An 18,927-nucleotide genomic window follows, 5' to 3' on the forward strand; every position below is an offset into this window, starting at 1 on the left:
CTGGCGTGACATCCGTTAGATTCGGGCAGTCAGGTAGCGCATCCGCGCAACCTGACCTGCACCTTGCCGGGTCGAAAGAGCCATTCTCCAACGAAGTATACGGGGACGGCAACGCCTGTTTGTGTTTCATCGCCTGAGACGGTGGTTTACCAATGTTTCATTAATACACTTCGAGATTTCGTGTCTTCGTGGTAAAAAAGTCACGCTGCCGAGGGCCGGCGTGACATCCGTTAGATTCGGGCAGTCAGGTAGCGTATCCGCGCAACCTGACCTGCACCTTGCCGGGTCGAACGAGAGCCATTCTCCACAACGAAGCATACGGGGACGGCAATGCCTGTTTGTGTCTCATCGCCTGAGACGGTGATTTGCCAATGTTTCATTAATACACTTCGAGACTTCGTGTCTTCGTGGTAAAATTAGCGTCAGCGGCGTAGGTCACGCTGGCGACAGCCTGCGTGACATCCGTCAGATTCGGGAAGTCAGGTAGCGCATCCGCGCAACCTGTTCTGCACCACTGACCACCGAACGCACTGAAGACGTGATGGCGGACCTTTCAGTGTCGTTGGTGTTTCGGTGGTGATTCTTGCCGGGAGCCGTGTGGCATCAGGCGGGGGAGGCGATGTTGCTTTCGCCGATGGCGCCGGTTTTCAGTTCGGCGGCAAAGTCGATCATGCGCTGGACCGAGACTCTGGCCTGTCGACCGATTTCGGGATCCACATGAATTTCGTTGGTGCCCTGTTCGAGGGAGTCGGCCAGGTTCTGCAGGCCGTTCATCGCCATCCACGGGCAGTGGGCGCAACTGCCGCAGGAGGCACCGATGCCGCCGGTGGGCGCCTCGATCAGTTTTTTATCCGGCGCCGCTTCGTGCATCTTGTAGAAAATGCCCCTGTCGGTGGCGACGATGAAGGTCTCGTTGGGCAGATTGTGCACCGCGTTGATCAACTGGGTGGTGGAGCCGACCACATCAGCCTGCTCGATCACATCGGCCGGGGATTCGGGGTGCACCAGCACCGCCGCCCCGGGGTGTTTCTCGTGTAGCTTGCGCAGCTCGGCGGCCTTGAACTCGTCGTGCACGATGCAGGCGCCCTGCCACAGGACCATATCGGCCCCGGTGACCTTCTGCACATAGTCGCCCAGATAGCGATCCGGTGCCCAGATGATCTTCTCGCCTTTTTCGTGCAGGTGCTGCACGACTTTGGTGGCAATGCTGGAGGTGACCACCCAGTCGGCGCGGGCCTTCACCTCGGCGGAAGTGTTGGCATAGACCACCACGGTGCGGTCGGGGTACTGATCGCAGAAGGCACTGAACCGGTCCGCCGGGCAGCTGAGATCCAGCGAGCACTCGGCCTGCAGGGTCGGCATCAGCACCCGTTTTTCGGGGTTGAGGATCTTGGCGGTCTCGCCCATGAAACGCACCCCGGCCACGACGATGGTGCCGGCCGGGTGGTCATGGCCGAAGCGGGCCATCTCCAGCGAGTCGGAGACGCAGCCGCCGGTTTCGTCGGCCAGCTGCTGCAGGTCGTCGTCGGTATAGTAGTGGGCCACCAGCACCGCGTCCTTCTCCTTGAGCAGCCGTTTGAGGCGCGCGAACAGTGCCTGGCGCTCGGCCTCGCTCAGCGGTTTGGCCGGCGGCGTCAGCAGCGCCTGCTGGCGAATCGGTTCGATATCGATGGTTGGAGCCTGGGCGGAATTCATCATCTTCACCAAGTGGTTGACGCGTTTTGTGACCGGTTTCCTGCTATAGCTTACCTACAGCGGTCATTCTGGGGGTATATAGCCGATGGGGGGGAGTCCGGTCATCGGCTGTCATCCATTTATATAGGGTTTGCGAGCCAAGCGCACAAGGCGTTGGTCGACAGGCTGGTTAAAAAATAATCGATCGGAGGAGATATTTAAAGTATTTTACTAAAAATATCTTGTAACAGACTGATATTTTTGTAATATAACAGGAAAGAAGCAGCAAGGAATGGTGCATGAATAACCTGAAAATCATTGACAAGATTTGCAAGTGCCTGCGTTTGTCCGAATCCGCCAATCCCAATGAGGCCGCCGCGGCGCTGCGTCAGGCCCATCGGCTGATGCGCAAACACCGGATCAGCGAGGATCAGATCCGGGCCGCCGGGGTGGCCGAGTCGGTAATCGATTCGGGCATGCGCTATAACCCGCCGTTCTGGGCGGTGGCGCTGTCAAACCTGGTCTGTGAGGCGTTCGACTGCCGGGTGCTGGTCTCGCGTCGTTACGGCCGCTCGCCGGAATTTCGTTTCATCGGTCTTGAACAGGCGCCACAGGTGGCCGGCTACTGTTTCAGTGTGCTCTATCGCCAGCTGGAGCGGGCCCGTGAGCAGTTCGTGGCCGGGCTGGCGATCGAGTCCCGGGCCGAGCGCGATCGCCGTGGCGAGGTCTTTGTGCAGGCCTGGCTGATCCGGGTGGCCCGCACCGTTGCCGAGTTCAGCAGTGAACCGGCCACCCGCGAGGCGGTGGACGCCTATATCCGCGAACAATATGGCGATACCGGCGAGCAGTGGTATCAGGACGCGTTGCAGACCGCGGAGCAGGATTATGAGGCGATTCTCAGCGGCATGCGCGCGGGTGACGCGGTAACCCTGTTTCGCTCCATCGCTACCCGGATGCGCCCCGGTCTGCCGGCGCTGAAGCAGTCGGCCTGAACGCCGGGCCTGTCGTTTGACGGTCGGGACGTAATCTCTCATTTTTGGTATGCTGTTTTCCCGGTCTGTGGGAGGCAGGCATGACCAATGTCGACCTATATTACCTATAAACTCGATGGTGTCGTTCGCAAGATCCCGTGTAAATCGGTGCTGACGCTCGGGCGTGATATGAACAGCGATGTGGTGTTGCCGGATCTGCACGCCTCGCGCAATCACGCCATGATTCGTTGCATCGGCAGTGGCGACTATTATCTGATCGACGGTGGCAGCTCCAACGGCAGTTTTGTCAACCGTCAGCGCGTGGCCATGCCCAAACTGCTGAAGAACGGCGATCGGATTACCATTGGCCGATTCGATATACTGTTTGAACAAAGCAAAAAAGAAACCGGCGAAGGTAACAAGCTCTCCCTGCAAGACACCGTCATCTCCGACAGTCTGGAGATTAAACAGATCACCGTGCTGGTGGCGGATATCCGGGGGTTTACCTCGCTCTCCGAACAGGTCGATATCCGTACTCTCACCAAGCTGATGAACCGCTGGTTCCACAATGTGAGTAACGCGATTTTCGACAACGTCGGCACAGTGGACAAGTTTATCGGCGATTGCGTGTTTGCCCGCTGGGAATCGACCGAGGATCAAAGCAAGACATTAAAACAGGCACTCAGTGCCGCATTGCTGATCAACGAGATTACCCGGGAACTGAACAGCGCTTTCAGTGACCTGCCGGAGCCGGTTAAAATCGGCGTGGGCATCAACACCGGCGCCGCCTCGATGGGCATCGGCCATGACAATACCGCCCTGGGTGATGCAGTGAATATCGCCTTTCGCCTGGAAAGCGCGACCAAGATTTTCGGCAGTGACATGGTATTGAGTGAAACCGCATACCGGCATCTGCCTGAACCATCGCTGGCCGGCAAGACACATCACTTGCGTATCAAGGGTAAGCGTGATCCGATCCGGGTGTGCAGCCTGGCGTTTGACGAGGTCAGGCAGATTCTTGCGGCGTTGAACTAGCAGACAGTGCTGAGTCCTGAGCAGGTAGGCCGGACATAGCAACGCGGTGTCCGGCACAACCGGAGAAATGCCCGATACCGCGGAGTTTATGCCCGCAGGGTGCTATATCGGGCCTACTACTTGGCACTCAGCACTCAGCACCGGGTTTTCAGGCGCGCATGAATTTGCGCACATCGAGGATCATTTCTTCCATTTCCAGCTTGATGCGGTTAATGATCCGGGCCGCTTCGTCCGCTTCTTCCAGATGCGCATCGTCGAAGTTACTGGAGGATAAAATGCTTTGTCCGGCGGCGATGATTTGTGCTTCGTCGTCGGGAATGAACTGCGCCAGATAGACATAACTCTGTGCCAGACTGTTGCAGATATCCTGTTCATCGCCCTCCAGCTCCCACAACAACAGCTGAATCGCGCTTTTTATCTCTTCCCGATCGCAGGGCAGCAGTGATTGTGGATGGCCGTAATTGATGCCGTCCAGTTGCGCCAGGACCTTGCCGTACGCATTGACGATTTGTTCGGCGTCTTTCAGTTGTTGTTCGTAATCGTGATGCATGGGTAATCAGGGCGCTCCCCTGGAGCCGGGTTTGATTCGGGTTTGTGATTCAGTATAGGTCGGTTTTGTGAGCAGATCGAACCTGTGGCATGGCATGAGTCATCCATTTTCCGTATTATAGAAGATATAAACAAAACCTGCGCCAATATGCAAATCGATACGCTGACAAGCCTGTTAACTCAAGATAATGGACCCTGGATAGTCTGGGGCATCGCGCTGGTGCTGTTTTTGGCGGGAGTATTCCTCAGTTGGCCGACATTGCGCCGCGGGTACCGTGACCGGCGCTTGCAAAAAAAAATTCGCGCCGTGGGGGCGGATGTATTGCATCAGGTGGTGATCTCAGACGGCATGGATGGTGTGGTGTATCTGGAAAACCTGTTGCTGACCCCGGACGGTTTGCTGGTGTTGCCGGTGCATCGTTATCAGGGAGTGGTGTTCGCCGCCGACGGTATCGACAACTGGACCCAGGTTCTGGGCAAGCGCACCTACAAGTTTTCGAATCCGTTACCTCAACTGCAAAGTGAAATACAGGCAGTGAAAGGTTATGCCGCAAAAATACCGGTAGAGGGGTGTGTGGTCTTTACGCCGGGCGTCGAGTTTCCCAAGGGTCGGCCGGATAAACTGCTCTCGATTGAGGAACTGGATGCACTGGGTGAGCAATACCGAACACGCGAGGTGCCTTCCGCCTACTGGCAGGCCTGGGAGTCATTAAAGCGTCAGGTACTGACACCGGAGATGTCGCAGCTGCGGCAGGAGTATGCCATCGAGAAAGATTCGGCGTTCAACGTGCGCATGGTGACGGGGCTTTTTGTACTGCTGATAGCGAGCGTCTGGCTGGGTGCATATTATCTGCTGCGTTAAATTACGTGTTCCGGAGATCGAACGGTACATGTATGAAATGCCGTTGAGCCTGCTCGGCCCCTTGTTTGAAAATCATAGCCGGCAAGACCGGGGTGAATAGAGGTGCCGGGAGTTGTGGTAACGGGTGATCTGATCTCAGGGCGAGACGACCTCTTTCCACTCTTGTACCAGATCATCAAAACGCTCCCGAATACTGGCTTGCAGATTGTTTTCCTGTTTCTGCCCGGTTTGATCGTTTTCTTCGTCGTTCTGCCTGTCTTTTTCATTGTTCATCGGGCCGACTGACGCCTTGGTGGTGGTGCTTTTGCCGGATTCGGAGCGGGCGACCAGGTGTTCATTGAGCAGTTCCGGATGCAGGAAAACATAGGCGCCACCGCTGCCCAGGGCCAGCAACAGGGTTGCGACCAGAGCCAAGGCGTGACGCTTTTTACGCTGCCGTTGACGGTTGGCCTGTTGTTCAGCGAGTCGTGCGTGCACGTTCCGGGTATTGGCCGGTTTGAAGGCCGGTTTATTCGTTCCTTCAATGTCGAAGGAGGGGAGGTCGTTTTTGGCGGGGCTGGGCTGTTGCCGGCGTTTCCCGGCCAGTTCAGCTTCAACCTGTTCCGGCGTCACTGACGGCTCCTTGAAGATGAAAATATCCTCTTCACCTTCGAGGATAATGCGTCCATCCTTCCGTTTGATGGTGGCCCGGGCGATGGAAAATCCCTTGCCCCGTTGTTGTTGTTCATCATTCTGACGCTGTTGTTCCGCCTCTTCGAGCTTGGCCTTGATCTCTTCGGCCATGCGCCGGGCATGTTCCTCGCGCTGTGCTTTGGCGTTACGAATCGCTTGTTGACGTCGCGCTTCGCGCTCGTGTTCCTGTTTTTGGGCGGCGTCTTCCCTGGCGCGGGCTTCGGCTTCGCGGCGGGCCTGTTGTTCGGCGTCCTCTTTGGCGCGGGCTTCGGCTTCGCGGCGGGCCTGTTGTTCGGCGTCCTCTGTGGCCCGGGCTTCGGCCTCGCGGCGGGCCTGTTGTTCGGCGTCTTCTTTGGCGCGGGCTTCGGCCTCGAGGCGGGCCTGTTGTTCGGCGTCCTCTTTGGCGCGGGCCTCGGCCTCGAGGCGGGCCTGTTGTTCGGTGTCCTCTTTGGCGCGGGCTTCGGCCTCGCGGCGAGCCTGTCGTTCGGCTTCTTGCTGGGCACGGCTGGCGTGGTCCATCACTTGCTGGCGGGTCTGCTCCATCTCCTGGCGCAGTTGTTCCGCCTCATCCAGGGCCTTGCGCCGGATCTCTTCGGCTTCCTGCTCCGCGATACGGGTGGTTTTCTCGGCCAGTTCCATGGCCCGGGCGCGGGCCTGTTCCAGCAGGCTGACCTGTTTCTGCCGCTCTTCTTGTTCGACTTTGGCCGCACGCTGATTGACGGCCTGGCGGGCGTTTTCCAGTTCGGTGCGCAGCCGTTCGGCCTCGCTCTGGGCCTGTTGCCGGATACTTTCGGCCTCCTTGCGCGCCTGTTCGATGGCGGCCTGGCGCTGGGCTTCTTTTTCCTGCTCCGCCTGACTGGATTGCTGTTCAAAGCGGCGGCGGGTCGCTTCCATCTCCTGTTTGAGCTGGCTGGCTTCTTCGCGCGCCTTGTGCCGGATCGCTTCGGCCTCCTTTTCGGCCTGCTGGCGGGAACGTTCCGCGGCCTGACTCGCTTCGGCGGCAATCTGCCTGGCCCGTTTCAGGGATTCGTCCAGGGCCTGCTGTTTCTCTTCATTGGCCTGTTTGGCGGCCTGGATCTCGCGTAATTCAGCTTCGGCCTGCTGGCGTGCCTGCTCGGCCTTTTCGCGGGCGGCCTGTTCGGCCTGTTTGCCCTGCTGGTCGGCGAGGCGCTGGATCTCCTGTTCGGCCTGGTTTTTGGCCTGCTCGGCACTGGCGGTTTTCTGGGCCAGTTGTTCGGCTTCGTGACGAGCAGTGTTGGCCTGCTGGCTGATTTTGCGTGCCCGGTCTTCGGCGGCCTGACGGGTTTTTTCCGCGGCCGCGGTGCGCTTGCTGGCGGGGGCGGCGGTGACCCCGGCGGCGGCCGGTTCGTTACTGCCGGTCAGCTGAAAACTGGCTGCTTCCAGGCCTCCGTCGAGAATGCCGCACTGGAAGCCGTGCTGGGTGAGCAGGAAGGCGGCCGCGGCGCTCTGGGTGCCGTCGACACTGGCCAGGATATATTCACGCTCGGGATTCAGTTCCCCGGTTTTCAGACGCAGCATCGACAGGGGAATGTTGACCGAGCCGTCCACATGCTGCTGATTGAATTCCTCGTGATTGCGCACATCGATCAGCAGGGCGCCGCTGTCCAGTTTGGCGGCGGTCTCGCTTTCGGAAAAGCGGGTGATCAACGGTTCGGCGAGATAGGTCAGAAAATCCGCTTTTTGCAGCCGCATCAGGACGCCGTCTTCCTGCATGGTGACGTTGGCGTTGCGCCGGCCGTTGGTGATCAGGGCCTCTTCGCCAAAACCGTCACCTTCGTGCAGCGTGGCCAGCTGAATTTCGCCGGCCTTGGGGGCGGGGCGCCGGGATACGCTGCAGCTGCCGCTTTGCACAATGTAGTAATAGTCGTCCTTGTCGCCCTGGTGCAGAATCACCTCGCCTTTTTTTGCCGCCAGCTCTTCCATGCGCATCAGGATGGCCTGAATGTTCTCGGTCGGCAGTTTGAGGAAAGCCCGGGACTGCAGAAATCGCAGCATCCAGTCGGTGGTGTCATCGCCTGAGATTTCGGTGACCTCGAACTCGTAGGCGTCCAGGGGGGTATCGTTGAGAATGATTTCGAGCAGCGCCGAGTCGATGCTGACGACGGTCACCGGCCCTTTGGCCCGGGCGGTAGCGGTATGCGGCTGGTGGTTGTCCAGCGGTTTACAGGCCTCGGCATTTCTGGCTTTTATGATGCGCGACTTTTTCTCGCCACTGCGCTGGAGCTCGACCTGGCCGCTGATGAGATAAAGGGTCCGGTTGTCTTTCTCGCCTTCGCGGAACAGCACCCGGCCGGCCGACAGATCCTCAATGGTCGCCTTGCTGACCAGTTCACCGAGCTTGTCGTGGGGAAGATTCCCCAACGGCTCCAGGCCCTTGAGCAGGTTTTTATCGAGTTTGGTTTTACTGGGCATGGTTGCGTCATTTCTTCCCGGGTGGCGAATCTGCCCCCGTGCTAACGGCCGTTTGGGGCGCAACATAAGGGGTACGTGAAATTTAGACCAATATAAGGACGTATGTTGTGATAGCCCTCACAAAGGGGTCAATTCTGTGCCCGCCAGGCCGCTCAAAAACCGCGATGAAAACCGAGTCGAAAGCCGTCACGGTTGCCGCCCAGCCAGCTTGCGCTCAGATAGCCTGTGCTGTCCACCCAGTAGGAGAGGCCGGCGGCGTAATAACCCTGTCTCTGCTCATCGAAGGTGAGCAGCTGGTCGGTATCGCCGCTGGCCCGTTGCTCGCCGCTGGTCCGGGAGGTGCCGCCGAGGGCCTGGAATTCGAGGTGTTCGGTGAGCGGGATAGTCAGTCCGAGCTGCGCATAGGTGTCGTGCCAGACAAGCTCGACGTTTGTATTATCCGCGTGACCCTCGGTGTCCTGGTAGCGATAGCCGCCGCTCAGCTCCAGCCGCAGTCGGTTCATGTCCAGCAGCAGCAAGTCCAGCTCGATCCCGGTTTGATAACCGGTCGTGACCTGTGCCGCACTCAGCGGGTTGTTGGGCTGGCTGAGGTCCAGATAACCGGCATACAGACTGCCGCTCAGTCGCGGTGCCAGCGTCTCCCGCACCCGGACGCCGAGGATGGAACTCTTGCTGGTCACGGTCTGGCCCGCATACTGCCAGCGGGTTTCATGGTGTGCGATCTGCAATGACAAATCGAGGCTGTTCGGTGGATAGTCAGCCGTAGCCGGGCCGCTGAAGCCGGCCAGCAGCAATCCCGACAGGGCCATGGCGGGGGACGGTACGACAGTAAAAATGTTCGACATGAATTGGCACTAATCCGCAAAGTGGAGTACTGGATAATTGCGGCAATATGCGGCATAGTCAACAGCCAGGCTTGGCGCTGCGGAACTTTCCGAAGCCTGCTATTATTTGACTCCTGATACTACTAGCGAATCTCAAGGAAAACAGGTGCAATGACGCGCGAACAGGAAAAAAAAGCAGAAGAAAGCCAGCAAGGGGAAGAGGCATCGCTGACAGTAACCGAGCGCAAGAAGCAGGCCTGGGGAGTGGATGAACAGGAAGAAGGCGTGCGGCGTATCGGGATCAAGGCTGGCCGGCGTCAGCAGGAAGGCGGACATCCCTTCGGTACCGTAACAGCCCTGGATCGCTGGTTTGTGCTGAAAATTCTGGAAGTGGCCTCCCACCCGCCGATCAATACCGCCCTGTGGGACGGTAAACTGATCCACAGCGTGGAACAGCCGGTGGCGACGCTGCGGTTTCACGATCGCCTGGCGATCTGGAAACTGGCGCTCAACCCCGAGCTGCATTTCGGTGATCTCTACAGTGCCGGACGCATCAATGTTGAAGGCGATCTGGTCCGCTTTCTCGAAGAAGTCTACTCGGGACTCAAGAAAAATCGTCAACGGGGCTGGTTCCGCCGCGTGTTGAAATGGCTCGGACATCGGCGCATCGCCAACTCGCTGTCCCGGGCGCGGGACAACATCTATCACCATTACGATCTCAGCAACGACTTTTATCAGTTGTGGCTCGACAAGGTCGCCATGCAGTACACCTGTTCCTATTTTCCCGATCCCGAAATGACCCTCGAGGAATCGCAGACTGCCAAGTTGCACCATGTTTGCCGCAAGCTGCAACTCAAACCGGGGGATACGGTGGTGGAGGCCGGTTGTGGCTGGGGCGGGCTGGCCCGGTTTATGGCCAAGCATTACGGCGTGACGGTCAAGGCGTATAACATCTCCCGCGAGCAGTTGCGCTTTGCCCGGGAACAGGCACAAAAACAAGGCCTGGCCGATCAGGTTGAGTATATCGAGGATGATTATCGCAACATCCGTGGCGACTTTGACGTGTTTGTCTCGGTGGGCATGCTGGAGCATGTTGGCACCCCGGACTATACGGCACTGGCGGATGTGATTGATGGTTGTCTCAAACCGGACGGGCGAGGCTTGATCCATACCATTGGTCGTAACGTTGCCGGGCCCATGAATCCGTGGATCGAGCGGCGCATTTTCCCCGGCGCCTACCCCCCCTCGTTACGCGAGATGATGGATATCTTTGAACCGCACCGATTCTCGATTCAGGATGTGGAAAACCTGCGCCTGCATTACGCCAAAACCCTCCAGCACTGGCTGGCCCGTTTTGATGACAACACGGATACCGTGCGGGAGATGTTTGACGAGGAATTCGTGCGCGCCTGGCGCCTCTATCTGTGCGGCTCCATCGCCGCCTTTACCAGCGGTGAGTTGCAGCTGTTCCAGGTGGTGTTCAACCGGGCGGATCACAACGATCTGCCCTGGTCGCGGGCGTATCTGTATCAACAGGACGGCGGTGTAGCGAGGCAGTAATGACGGACGTGGATATTCTGATCGTCGGCGGCGGGCCCGCCGGTTCCTCCCTGGCCTGGGCGTTGCGCGACAGTGATTTGCGTATTGCCGTCATGGACAAGCGTGAATTCCCGCGCGACAAGGTCTGCGCCGGTTGGGTCACCCCGGCGGTGGTCAACGCCCTGGCGATCGATCTGGATGATTATCGTGATGGAGGCCGGACCCTGCAACCGATTAGCGGCTTTCGGGTCAGCCAGCTGGGTCAGCAACAGGTCGAGACCCATTACCAGGACGGACCGGTCAGTTACGGCATTCGTCGGCGTGAGTTTGATGAATACCTGTTACGCCGTAGCGGCGCCGAATTGATACTGGGTCAGGCCTTCAAGAGTATGGAACGCGACGGGGACCGCTGGCTGATCAACGGAGCCACCCGGGCGTCACTGGTGATCGGTGCCGGTGGCCATTTTTGTCCCGTGGCCCGGCGCATTGGCGCCAAACCGGGCAGCAGCGAAAAGGCGGTGACGGCCCAGGAGATCGAATTTGAAATGAACGAAGAACAAAAGGCCGGCTGCCACGCCGAGCCGGAGGTGCCGGAACTGTTCTTTACCCCGGATCTGAAAGGCTATGGCTGGATATTTCGCAAGGGCGATTATCTGAATGTCGGTCTCGGCCGGGAAGACAATCACCGTCTGTCGGAACATGTACAGGCGTTTTGTGATTCGCTGCGCGAGTCGGGCCGGCTCGATTTTGATATTGCCGACAAGTTTCAGGGCCACGCCTATTTATTATATCCCCATGCCCTGCGCCAGGTGGTCGACGAAGGGGTGTTGTTGATCGGGGATGCGGCCGGTCTGGCCTATCCGCAAAGCGGAGAGGGCATCCGCCCGGCCATCGAATCGGCATTGCTGGCTTCCGGGGTGATTCGCGACGCCGCCGGCGACTACTCCCGCGAAAAACTGCAGCCCTATCAACAGATGCTGGAAGAGCGCTTCGGCGAGCGCCAGCCGGCCCCGTCACTGCTCGAACGGTTACCGCCGGGTGTCAAACGGCGGCTGGCCAGCCGCTTGATGCAGACCCACTGGTTTACCCGCAAGGTGGTTATCGATCGCTGGTTCCTGCAATCCCACCAGCCGCCCCTGCAACAGCCCATGCCGGTATCCCGGAACCCGTAAAAATCTTTTTACCCCGGGGGCACGGAGGTCACAGCGGTAAAAGGAAAATGGTATTTAATTAAATTCGGGATAACCGGGTTAAAAACAGGATCGATTTGTATTTTGCCGGCTCAATAAACAAATACACGAATCGACTTTTTATTTCCTCTGTGCTCTCTGTGTCCTCTGCGGTGCAATCTTATTATTCAAGCTTCGCCAGCCACTGCTGATCGAACTTGTCGATGATCTTCTGCATGACATCCGGATCCATGAAGTGATCGGCGGCGGTCTCCTTGAGCGGCCGGGGCGAGGCCGGTTTGTGGTGACCGATATTCTCCAGTCGCTGAGCCAGGAGCGGCGTACTGTCCCGGGTGTCGGACGGTATTTCGAACGCCTCTTTAATCCAGGCCTGTATATCTTCGCGAGTCAGGCCGCGACGCAACACCCGGGTAATGCTGGCATAGGGAAGATGTTCCGGGGTACCGCCGCGCCGGGCCAGTTGGGTAACCTTGGGCCAGAACCGGGTGCTTAAAAAGGTTTCGGTAACAATAAGCTGCGAGAACAGGCTGGCGAGCTCCTCGTCGTTGGCGATATCCAGCGCATAACGATCGGCTTCCAGTTCATTCTGGCGGGCGGCGTAAAAGGCCACGCCGGCGTAAAACGGCGCATACAGGGCAAACACACACTGCAGGGGCAGGGCCAGTGGCGACGTCTGCTGTTTGAACGCCTGTTGATACTGGCGCCAGGTCTGGCGCAGGGAGGCGAGCCAGCCGATATGCAGATTATGTATTCCGGCAAGTTGTCCGATACGCCGCGCCAGCAGGGATTTGAAATGGCCCGGCGGCAGGGTGAGCAGAGTGTCGAGCCCGATCACCAGCGTGTTGTGGTACAGCAGCGGCAGTCCGACGCGGGGTGTGCGATTCACCTCGATGCCGAAACCCTCGCGCAGGATAACCTGATCCAGTACGGGATACTTGAAGTCCCGCCGGAGTTGCTCCACCAGTTGAGTCAGCTTCGGGGCGTTCTGCCGGTTGATCGCCAGCCCCCGGGGCCGGGTGAAGCGGTTGCGAAATAACGGGATACTGAGGACGATGGCGAGCAGTGCGATAAGCAGGTTAATGCCGATCGCCAGCCACTCCTGCCACAGGCCGGCAGCACGTACCTGTTGAGGCAGCTCGCGCAATAACACCAGGGCAATCAGTGGAAACAGCAACAGCAACAGATAACCTGCCAGCGCCACCAGGGTCACCAGTGCCCGATATACCACCGGCTGGCGTGTTGCCAGGGGTTCAAGCAGGCGCTGCAGGCTGAAACGATTGACCGGTAGCGTGAAGCGGTCCAGCAGACGGGAGACAGCGTTGGTCATGATCTTGTTCGGTGTCCTGTTCTGATGTTTTGGGCTTTTATCGGAATCCGGTTGGGCCGGGGCGCACGCCAGGGCAGCCTGTACGGGGCTAAACATAACGAATTTGTCGGGAGGCGTAATGATGCGTATCACATTTTCAGCGGCCATTGTGGCTTTGGCCGGGGCGTTATCGCTGGCCGGCTGCGGCGAGCCGGATGATGCGAGTCGGATTGCGCAGTTGATCGAGACGATGGAAGCGGGGATTGAAGAGCAACGCACCGGGCCGGTACTGGCGCCGCTGGCCGAGGATTTTCGGACTGATGATGATTTGCGGCACCGGGAGATACGCGGGCTGCTGTTCTACCACTTTCGCCGTTATCCGAATATTTCGATCGTAACCTCTGATCAGCGTATTCGAATTGACGGGGAGCGGGCCGATGTAACCCTGAACGCCCTGGTGCTCGGTGGCAAGAATCGGTTACCGGAGCGGGGCCGGCGTTATGCAGTGAGTATGCGTTGGCAAAAGACGGCAGGTGACTGGCAGTTGGCACGCATCAAATGGCAACAGCCGGAGTGAAGTAAGCGTTCCGAATATCGCTTGAGGTCAAAGTGCCTGGGCATTGGGAGCGCCGGTTCAGGAGGAAACGGGTTCTTTTTCCTGCGGGGCGCGGTTGTTGGTGTTGATGGTATGGGTGTAGATCGAAAAGTGGCCCAGCAGGCGATCGGAAAAATATTTTTCCAGAGTGTAATGGATGGTGCGAAATGCCAGTTGCTGCCAGGGAATTTCCGCTTCACTGAATAGACGCACCTCGAGGCTTTCATCGCCGGCACAAAAGTCCAGATCCAGCAGGCGGGCCCGATACAGTACATAGACCTGATTCACATGCGGCAGACTGATCAGGGTGTAGATGTCGTCGATTGCCACATTGGCACAGGCTTCTTCTTCGGATTCGCGCAGGGCGGCCTGTTCCATGGTCTCGCCCAGTTCCATAAAACCGGCCGGGAGGGTCCAGGTGCCGTAGCGCGGTTCAATGGCGCGTTTGCATAACAGGACCTTGTCTTCCCATACCGGCAGGGTGCCGGCAATGATGTTGGGATTCCGGTAATGGATTGTCTGACATTGATCACAGACATAACGGGGCCGGTTATCACCTTCGGGGACTCGATTGGTAACCGGGTGCCCGCATTCACTGCAATACTTCATGATGGAACTTACTTCTTTTGGCCCTGCGGCACGAAGCCGCTGGGCAGTCCGCCATAATCGCCTTCATCGAACAGAAAGCCGATCATGTGTTTTTCGATTAACTCGAGGCTCCCGGGGTCGGCGGTGCTCAGACGGTTTTCATTAATAATTGTGGTCAGACGTTCCAGCCATTGCTTCCAGCCTTCGGCGGATACATTGTCAATAATGCGCTGTCCGAGTTCCCCGGGGTAAGGGGCTTCTTCCAGGGCGGGGGCTTCGCGTTTGAGAACCTGACAGAAAACCATGCGTGCCATGTGATTACTCCGGGAATCTTTGAGTTTCGTGTCTGGTGTGGACACCGTTGTGTGATAAAATCTTTAATACAGGACTCAATTATTATCTGCAATTCATAGCGGCCCTGCAAGGTCGCGCGCACAGGAGAGCAATAGCATGAGTCAGGCAATGTCTTTTCAACCGGTGATCCGGGAACAGGATATCAGCATCAGCGACAAGGCCGGTGCCCAATTGAATGCCATTTTGCAAAATGCCGACGGTGGCGTTGAGGGTATTCGCATCTTCGTCAGTGGCGGAGGTTGCGGTGGCATGACCTATGGCATGACCTATGCCGAGAACATCGACGAGCGTGACAAGGTCCTCGAAGGGGACGGCTACAAGGTGGTGGTGGATGCTATCGCCCTGAGTTATCTCAAGGGCAGTGACATCGATTATGTCGAAGAAGGACTGAACGCCTCGTTTGTCTTCAATAATGTCTTTCAGAGCGTGGGTGGCAGCGGGGCTTGCGGCGCCTGCGGTGGGGCCGCGTAGCAGGCCGCCCCGCTGTGGCGGCCACGCCCCGCATTCTGATTATCGCCCCGCACGGCAGCTATCGTACCGCGCCGTTTCTTGAAGCCGCCCATCAGCTGGGCGTGCCGGTACTGATCGCCTCCGACGAGGGACGGCACTCGCTGGTCAGTGAATACGCCCGCGGTCTGCACCTTGACCCGCGGGACGTGGACAGTGCCCTGCCGCTGATTTGCGAGGAGGCCGAACGGGGCGGGCCGTTCAGTGCTGTGATCGGCACCGATGACGGCACGGTTGAGCTGGCCGCGGCGGCCGCGCGGACTTTTGATTTACCCCACAATCCGCCCGAAGCGCTGCGCCTCTCCCGGCGCAAGGATCTGGCCCGCGAGCGCCTGCAACAGGCGGGTGTCCCCAAACCGGCACACCGGCTGATCGATCTGCGTGAACCGCTTGCGACCGCGGCGGCGCAGATTGCCTATCCGGCGGTGATCAAGCCGCTGGCCCTCTCCGCCAGCCGCGGGGTGATCCGGGTCGATAATGCCGCCCGGTTCGTGCAGGCCTGCGAGCGGGTTGAGCGCATGCTGGCCCGTGAACCGCATCTCGATGCCTATCTGCGTGAGCATCTGCTGGTCGAACAATTTGTCCCTGGCGAGGAAGTTGCCGTCGAGGGGATGTTGTACAACGGTCGGCTACAGTTTCTGGCGCTGTTCGACAAACCGGATCCGCTGAACGGCCCGTTCTTTGAAGAGACCTATTATATAACCCCGGGGCGCATTGCCCCGGCGCAACAGGCGCGGCTGCGCGAGGTGATCCAGGCAACCTGTGAGGCTTATGGGTTGCGCGAAGGCCCGATCCACGCCGAGTGTCGGGTGAACGGCCCGGATGTCTGGGTACTGGAGGTGGCGGCGCGCACCATCGGCGGTATGTGCGGGCGCCTGCTGCAGTTCGGCACGGGGCTGACTCTGGAGCAACTGGTGCTGCAACACGCCATGAACCGGCCGGTGGCGATTGATCCACAGTCGGCGGGCGCCGGGGTGCTGATGATCCCGATCCCGCGCGGCGGGATTTTCAAACGGGTCGAGGGGCTGTTACGGGCCCAGCGCGTGCCCTATATTGAAGAGATCAGTATCCAGATCCGCGAAGGCTATGAGGTAGCCCCCCTGCCCGAAGGTGGCAGTTATCTCGGCTTTATTTTTGCCCGGGCGCCGGATGCGGACCGGGCCGAACAGGCGTTGCGTGACGCGCATGCCTGTCTGGAAATTGTCATCGATCCATTGATCCAGGTGCATGTCGCCTGAGGAGTCCGTCATTGAGCAGTACCGCGACAACCGAAGAATACAAACTGGTGGAAACCCGTCTGCAGGAAAAACTGGCCGACGGCACGACCCGTTGCAATCTCTGTTTATGGCAGTGTCGTCTCAAACACGGTCAGCGCGGTTTTTGCCAAGCGCATGTCAATCGCCACGGCACGCTGTATAACCTCTCCTACGGCATCATCTCGGCGATGGATATCGGCCCCATCGAGGATAAGCCGGTCAAGCATTTCCGGCCGGGGACCCGGGTGATGTCAGTGGGTAGCTACGGCTGCAACTTTCGCTGCGGCGGCTGCCATAACCTGGAGATTTCCTGGGGCACCGAAGCGCTGGATGCCCTTGCCCGGGGGGAGTCCACGGCGGTGCACGCTTCCGCCGAGCAGCTGGTGGAGGCCGCGCTGCGTCATGGTGTCGAAGGGATCGCCTTTACCTACTCGGAGCCGGCGGTGTGGCTGGAGTATGTGCTGGATGTCTCGCAACGGGCCCGCGAGGCGGGGCTGTATACCGTCTATGTCAGTAACAGCTTCGTCACCGACGAGGCACTGGAGCTGATGGCGCCGTGGGTGGATGTGCTCTGTTCCGACATTAAGAGCCTGGATAATGACTTTTATAAAAAGATTTGTCCGCGGGCCAGTGTGCAACAGGTTCTGGATTCGGTGGAACGAGCGCATCAGCTGGGCATTCATGTGGAGACCCGTACCAATATCATTCCCGGTTATAACGATGATCCGGTGATGCTCAAGCAGATCGCCGAATGGATTCATGAACATCTCGGTGCCGACAGTCCCTGGCATATCACTAAATTTTTTCCGGCGTTCAAGTTAAGTGATGTGCCGCCCACTCCCTCGGAAAGTTTGTGGCAGGCCCATGATATGGCACGGGAGGCCGGTCTTACCCGGGTCTATGTCTACGATGACAAGGGCTGCGATTGCGCAGAGGAGAACCTGCCGGTCGATGCCTATCTGGACGAGGATCCGGACACGTTGCATGAGGTGAAAAAATGTGCCTCGGACTGTTGCGGCGATGAAGGCGTCTTGCTGAAAAAATACGAGCGTCAGCTGCAATCAGGATGAGCAGCTGACCTCGATCTGATCCGCCCAGTCGGGCGGTTCAGCCGCGTAATGGGCCATCTGCGGATGTTCGGCAAAGGGATCGCGCAACAGTTCAAGCAGCCTGTCGACTTCACTGAAATCGTTTTGCTGTGCCTTGTCGATGGCAATCTGGGCCATGTAATTGCGCAGGATGTATTTGGGGTTGACCCCGCGCATCGCCTCGCGACGTGAGGCATCGTCACTTTGCTCTTGTTGCAGCTGTTTTCGATAGCGCTGTGCCCAGCTGTCGAAGGCCTCGCGCTCGACAAACATATCCCGCAGTATCGTGTTAGAGGCTTGCGGGTGGCTGTCGAAATCACCCAGCGCCCGGAACAGCCGGGTGTAATCCACCTGGTTGGCCTGCATGGCTGCCAGCAGATCGCTGATCAGCTGAGCGGTGTCGTCATTGTTCTCCCGCAGTCCCAGCTTGGCATGCATGAGCGCCAGATAGTGTTCAACAAACAGCGGTTCATACTGTTCCAGCGCCGCCTGCGCCTGTTCGACACTCATCAACGGGATTAATGCCTGGGCCAGCTGATTCAGGTTCCACAGGCCGATCCCCGGTTGCTGATCAAAGGCGTAACGGCCGTGGAAGTCCGAGTGATTGCAAATGTAGCCGGGCTGATACTGTTCCATAAAGCCGAAGGGACCATAGTCCAGGGTCAGGCCGAGGATGGACATGTTGTCGGTGTTAAGGACCCCGTGGGCAAAGCCGACCGCCTGCCACCGGGCAATCAGGCGGGCGGTGTGTTGTACGACCTCCTCGAGCAGCGCGACGTAGGGCTGCGAGTGTGTTGCCAGGGCCGGGTAGTGGTGTTCGATGACATAATCGGCCAGTTGTTTTACGGCATCATGCTGCTGGCGACGGTAAAAGACTTCAAAGGATCCGAAGCGCACATGGGAAGGCGCGATGCGTGCCAGAATCGCGCCGGTTTCAATCTGTTCGCGATAGACTTCGGCATCACTGCCGACGATGGCCAGCGCCCGGGTGGTGGGAATGCCCAGGCCGTGCATGGCTTCGGAACATAAATACTCGCGAATGGTCGAGCGCAGCACCGCGCGCCCGTCACCGCTACGTGAGTAGGGTGTCAGACCACTGCCCTTGAGCTGGATATCGTACTTCTCACCCTGCCCATTGCGTACCTCGCCGAGCAGGATCGCGCGCCCGTCACCCAGTTGCGGTACATAGTGGCCGAATTGATGGCCGGCATAGAGCATGGCCAGCGGTTCACAGTCCGCGGGCAGGCTGCGGCCGCTGATCAAGTCGATCCACGCCTGTGGATCGTTCCGTTCGGGGTCCACGCCGAGCAGGGCGGCGACCGCCGGATTGAAACTGACCAGATGGTGCGGGGCCTCGAAAGGGGTGGGATTGACGCGACTGTAAAAGCGCTGTGGCAGGCGGGCAAACGTGTTGTCAAAACAGAGGGACTGTTGCAGCGTCGGGGGTGACTGGGGTGCGGTATTTGTCATAATGAATATTGTAC

17 protein-coding genes are annotated in these 18,927 nt (G+C 58.7%); 9 read left to right on the forward strand and 8 right to left on the reverse strand.

The window, feature by feature from the left end:
* Positions 1 to 603 precede the first annotated feature (603 nt).
* The gene (gene nadA, locus EDC23_RS08730) at positions 604 to 1,695 is read right to left on the reverse strand and encodes a quinolinate synthase NadA (RefSeq protein WP_134083916.1); all 1,092 of its coding nucleotides are present in this window, start codon (positions 1,693 to 1,695) and stop codon (positions 604 to 606) included.
* A 278-nt stretch (positions 1,696 to 1,973) separates the two neighbouring features.
* On the opposite strand from nadA, the gene EDC23_RS08735 reads away from it, so the two are divergent.
* Together EDC23_RS08735 and EDC23_RS08740 are read left to right on the forward strand one after the other, a co-directional pair.
* The gene (locus EDC23_RS08735) at positions 1,974 to 2,666 is read left to right on the forward strand and encodes a DUF2786 domain-containing protein (protein WP_134083626.1); all 693 of its coding nucleotides are present in this window, start codon (positions 1,974 to 1,976) and stop codon (positions 2,664 to 2,666) included.
* Between the two features lie 87 nt (positions 2,667 to 2,753).
* Positions 2,754 to 3,680 (forward strand): adenylate/guanylate cyclase domain-containing protein, encoded by a 927-nt coding sequence (locus tag EDC23_RS08740; protein WP_134083628.1) that lies wholly within the window; start codon positions 2,754 to 2,756, stop codon positions 3,678 to 3,680.
* Positions 3,681 to 3,828: 148 nt separating this feature from the next.
* Here EDC23_RS08740 and EDC23_RS08745 read toward each other — a convergent pair whose 3' ends face one another.
* Entirely contained in the window at positions 3,829 to 4,230 is a 402-nt protein-coding gene (locus EDC23_RS08745; protein WP_134083630.1) for a hypothetical protein, read from the reverse strand.
* Between the two features lie 147 nt (positions 4,231 to 4,377).
* Here EDC23_RS08745 and EDC23_RS08750 point away from each other — a divergent pair, with 147 nt between their 5' ends.
* Positions 4,378 to 5,091 carry a nuclease-related domain-containing protein gene (locus tag EDC23_RS08750; RefSeq protein WP_134083632.1) on the forward strand — a complete coding sequence of 238 codons (714 nt, stop codon included), beginning with the start codon at positions 4,378 to 4,380 and terminating at the stop codon, positions 5,089 to 5,091.
* 135 nt (positions 5,092 to 5,226) lie between these two features.
* On the opposite strand, the gene EDC23_RS08755 is transcribed toward EDC23_RS08750, so the two are convergent.
* Both EDC23_RS08755 and EDC23_RS08760 read right to left on the reverse strand, forming a co-directional pair.
* Positions 5,227 to 8,196 carry a cyclic nucleotide-binding domain-containing protein gene (locus tag EDC23_RS08755; protein ID WP_166668817.1) on the reverse strand — a complete coding sequence of 990 codons (2,970 nt, stop codon included), beginning with the start codon at positions 8,194 to 8,196 and terminating at the stop codon, positions 5,227 to 5,229.
* Positions 8,197 to 8,348: 152 nt separating this feature from the next.
* Positions 8,349 to 9,041 carry a hypothetical protein gene (locus EDC23_RS08760; RefSeq protein WP_134083636.1) on the reverse strand — a complete coding sequence of 231 codons (693 nt, stop codon included), beginning with the start codon at positions 9,039 to 9,041 and terminating at the stop codon, positions 8,349 to 8,351.
* Between the two features lie 150 nt (positions 9,042 to 9,191).
* On the opposite strand from EDC23_RS08760, the gene EDC23_RS08765 reads away from it, so the two are divergent.
* Together EDC23_RS08765 and EDC23_RS08770 are read left to right on the forward strand one after the other, a co-directional pair.
* The gene (locus EDC23_RS08765; protein ID WP_134083638.1) at positions 9,192 to 10,580 is read left to right on the forward strand and encodes an SAM-dependent methyltransferase; all 1,389 of its coding nucleotides are present in this window, start codon (positions 9,192 to 9,194) and stop codon (positions 10,578 to 10,580) included.
* Positions 10,580 to 11,731 carry an NAD(P)/FAD-dependent oxidoreductase gene (locus EDC23_RS08770; RefSeq protein WP_134083640.1) on the forward strand — a complete coding sequence of 384 codons (1,152 nt, stop codon included), beginning with the start codon at positions 10,580 to 10,582 and terminating at the stop codon, positions 11,729 to 11,731. Before EDC23_RS08765 ends, EDC23_RS08770 begins: the two co-directional genes overlap by 1 nt.
* A 181-nt stretch (positions 11,732 to 11,912) precedes the next feature.
* Here the strand turns inward: EDC23_RS08770 and EDC23_RS08775 are convergent, their stop codons facing one another.
* A complete protein-coding gene (locus EDC23_RS08775; protein ID WP_134083642.1) occupies positions 11,913 to 13,076 on the reverse strand; it encodes a hypothetical protein in 1,164 nt (387 codons plus the stop codon).
* A gap of 118 nt (positions 13,077 to 13,194) precedes the next feature.
* On the opposite strand from EDC23_RS08775, the gene EDC23_RS08780 reads away from it, so the two are divergent.
* Complete coding sequence (locus EDC23_RS08780; protein ID WP_134083644.1) at positions 13,195 to 13,632, forward strand: hypothetical protein; 438 nt, start codon at positions 13,195 to 13,197, stop codon at positions 13,630 to 13,632.
* Positions 13,633 to 13,689: 57 nt separating this feature from the next.
* On the opposite strand, the gene EDC23_RS08785 is transcribed toward EDC23_RS08780, so the two are convergent.
* Both EDC23_RS08785 and EDC23_RS08790 read right to left on the reverse strand, forming a co-directional pair.
* Entirely contained in the window at positions 13,690 to 14,259 is a 570-nt protein-coding gene (locus EDC23_RS08785; RefSeq protein WP_134083646.1) for an NUDIX hydrolase, read from the reverse strand.
* Between the two features lie 8 nt (positions 14,260 to 14,267).
* On the reverse strand, positions 14,268 to 14,552 hold the full coding sequence (locus tag EDC23_RS08790) for an oxidative damage protection protein (protein ID WP_134083648.1): 285 nt from the start codon (positions 14,550 to 14,552) through the stop codon (positions 14,268 to 14,270).
* Between the two features lie 136 nt (positions 14,553 to 14,688).
* Here EDC23_RS08790 and EDC23_RS08795 point away from each other — a divergent pair, with 136 nt between their 5' ends.
* Genes EDC23_RS08795 through amrS form a run of 3 tightly spaced genes read left to right on the forward strand, consistent with a single transcriptional unit; the run spans position 14,689 to position 17,425 of the window.
* Positions 14,689 to 15,063: a HesB/IscA family protein gene (locus EDC23_RS08795; protein ID WP_134083650.1), complete on the forward strand. Its 375-nt coding sequence runs from the start codon at positions 14,689 to 14,691 to the stop codon at positions 15,061 to 15,063.
* Positions 15,064 to 15,077: 14 nt separating this feature from the next.
* The gene (locus EDC23_RS08800) at positions 15,078 to 16,337 is read left to right on the forward strand and encodes an ATP-grasp domain-containing protein (protein ID WP_166668818.1); all 1,260 of its coding nucleotides are present in this window, start codon (positions 15,078 to 15,080) and stop codon (positions 16,335 to 16,337) included.
* An 11-nt stretch (positions 16,338 to 16,348) separates the two neighbouring features.
* Positions 16,349 to 17,425: an AmmeMemoRadiSam system radical SAM enzyme gene (gene amrS / locus EDC23_RS08805; RefSeq protein WP_166668819.1), complete on the forward strand. Its 1,077-nt coding sequence runs from the start codon at positions 16,349 to 16,351 to the stop codon at positions 17,423 to 17,425.
* On the opposite strand, the gene EDC23_RS08810 is transcribed toward amrS, so the two are convergent.
* Positions 17,417 to 18,913: a protein adenylyltransferase SelO gene (locus EDC23_RS08810; RefSeq protein ID WP_134083656.1), complete on the reverse strand. Its 1,497-nt coding sequence runs from the start codon at positions 18,911 to 18,913 to the stop codon at positions 17,417 to 17,419. The genes amrS and EDC23_RS08810 overlap by 9 nt on opposite strands.
* Positions 18,914 to 18,927: the final 14 nt, after the last annotated feature.

This window comes from Thiohalophilus thiocyanatoxydans (genome assembly GCF_004366735.1).
GTDB classification, from domain to species: Bacteria; Pseudomonadota; Gammaproteobacteria; order UBA6429; family Thiohalophilaceae; genus Thiohalophilus; species Thiohalophilus thiocyanatoxydans.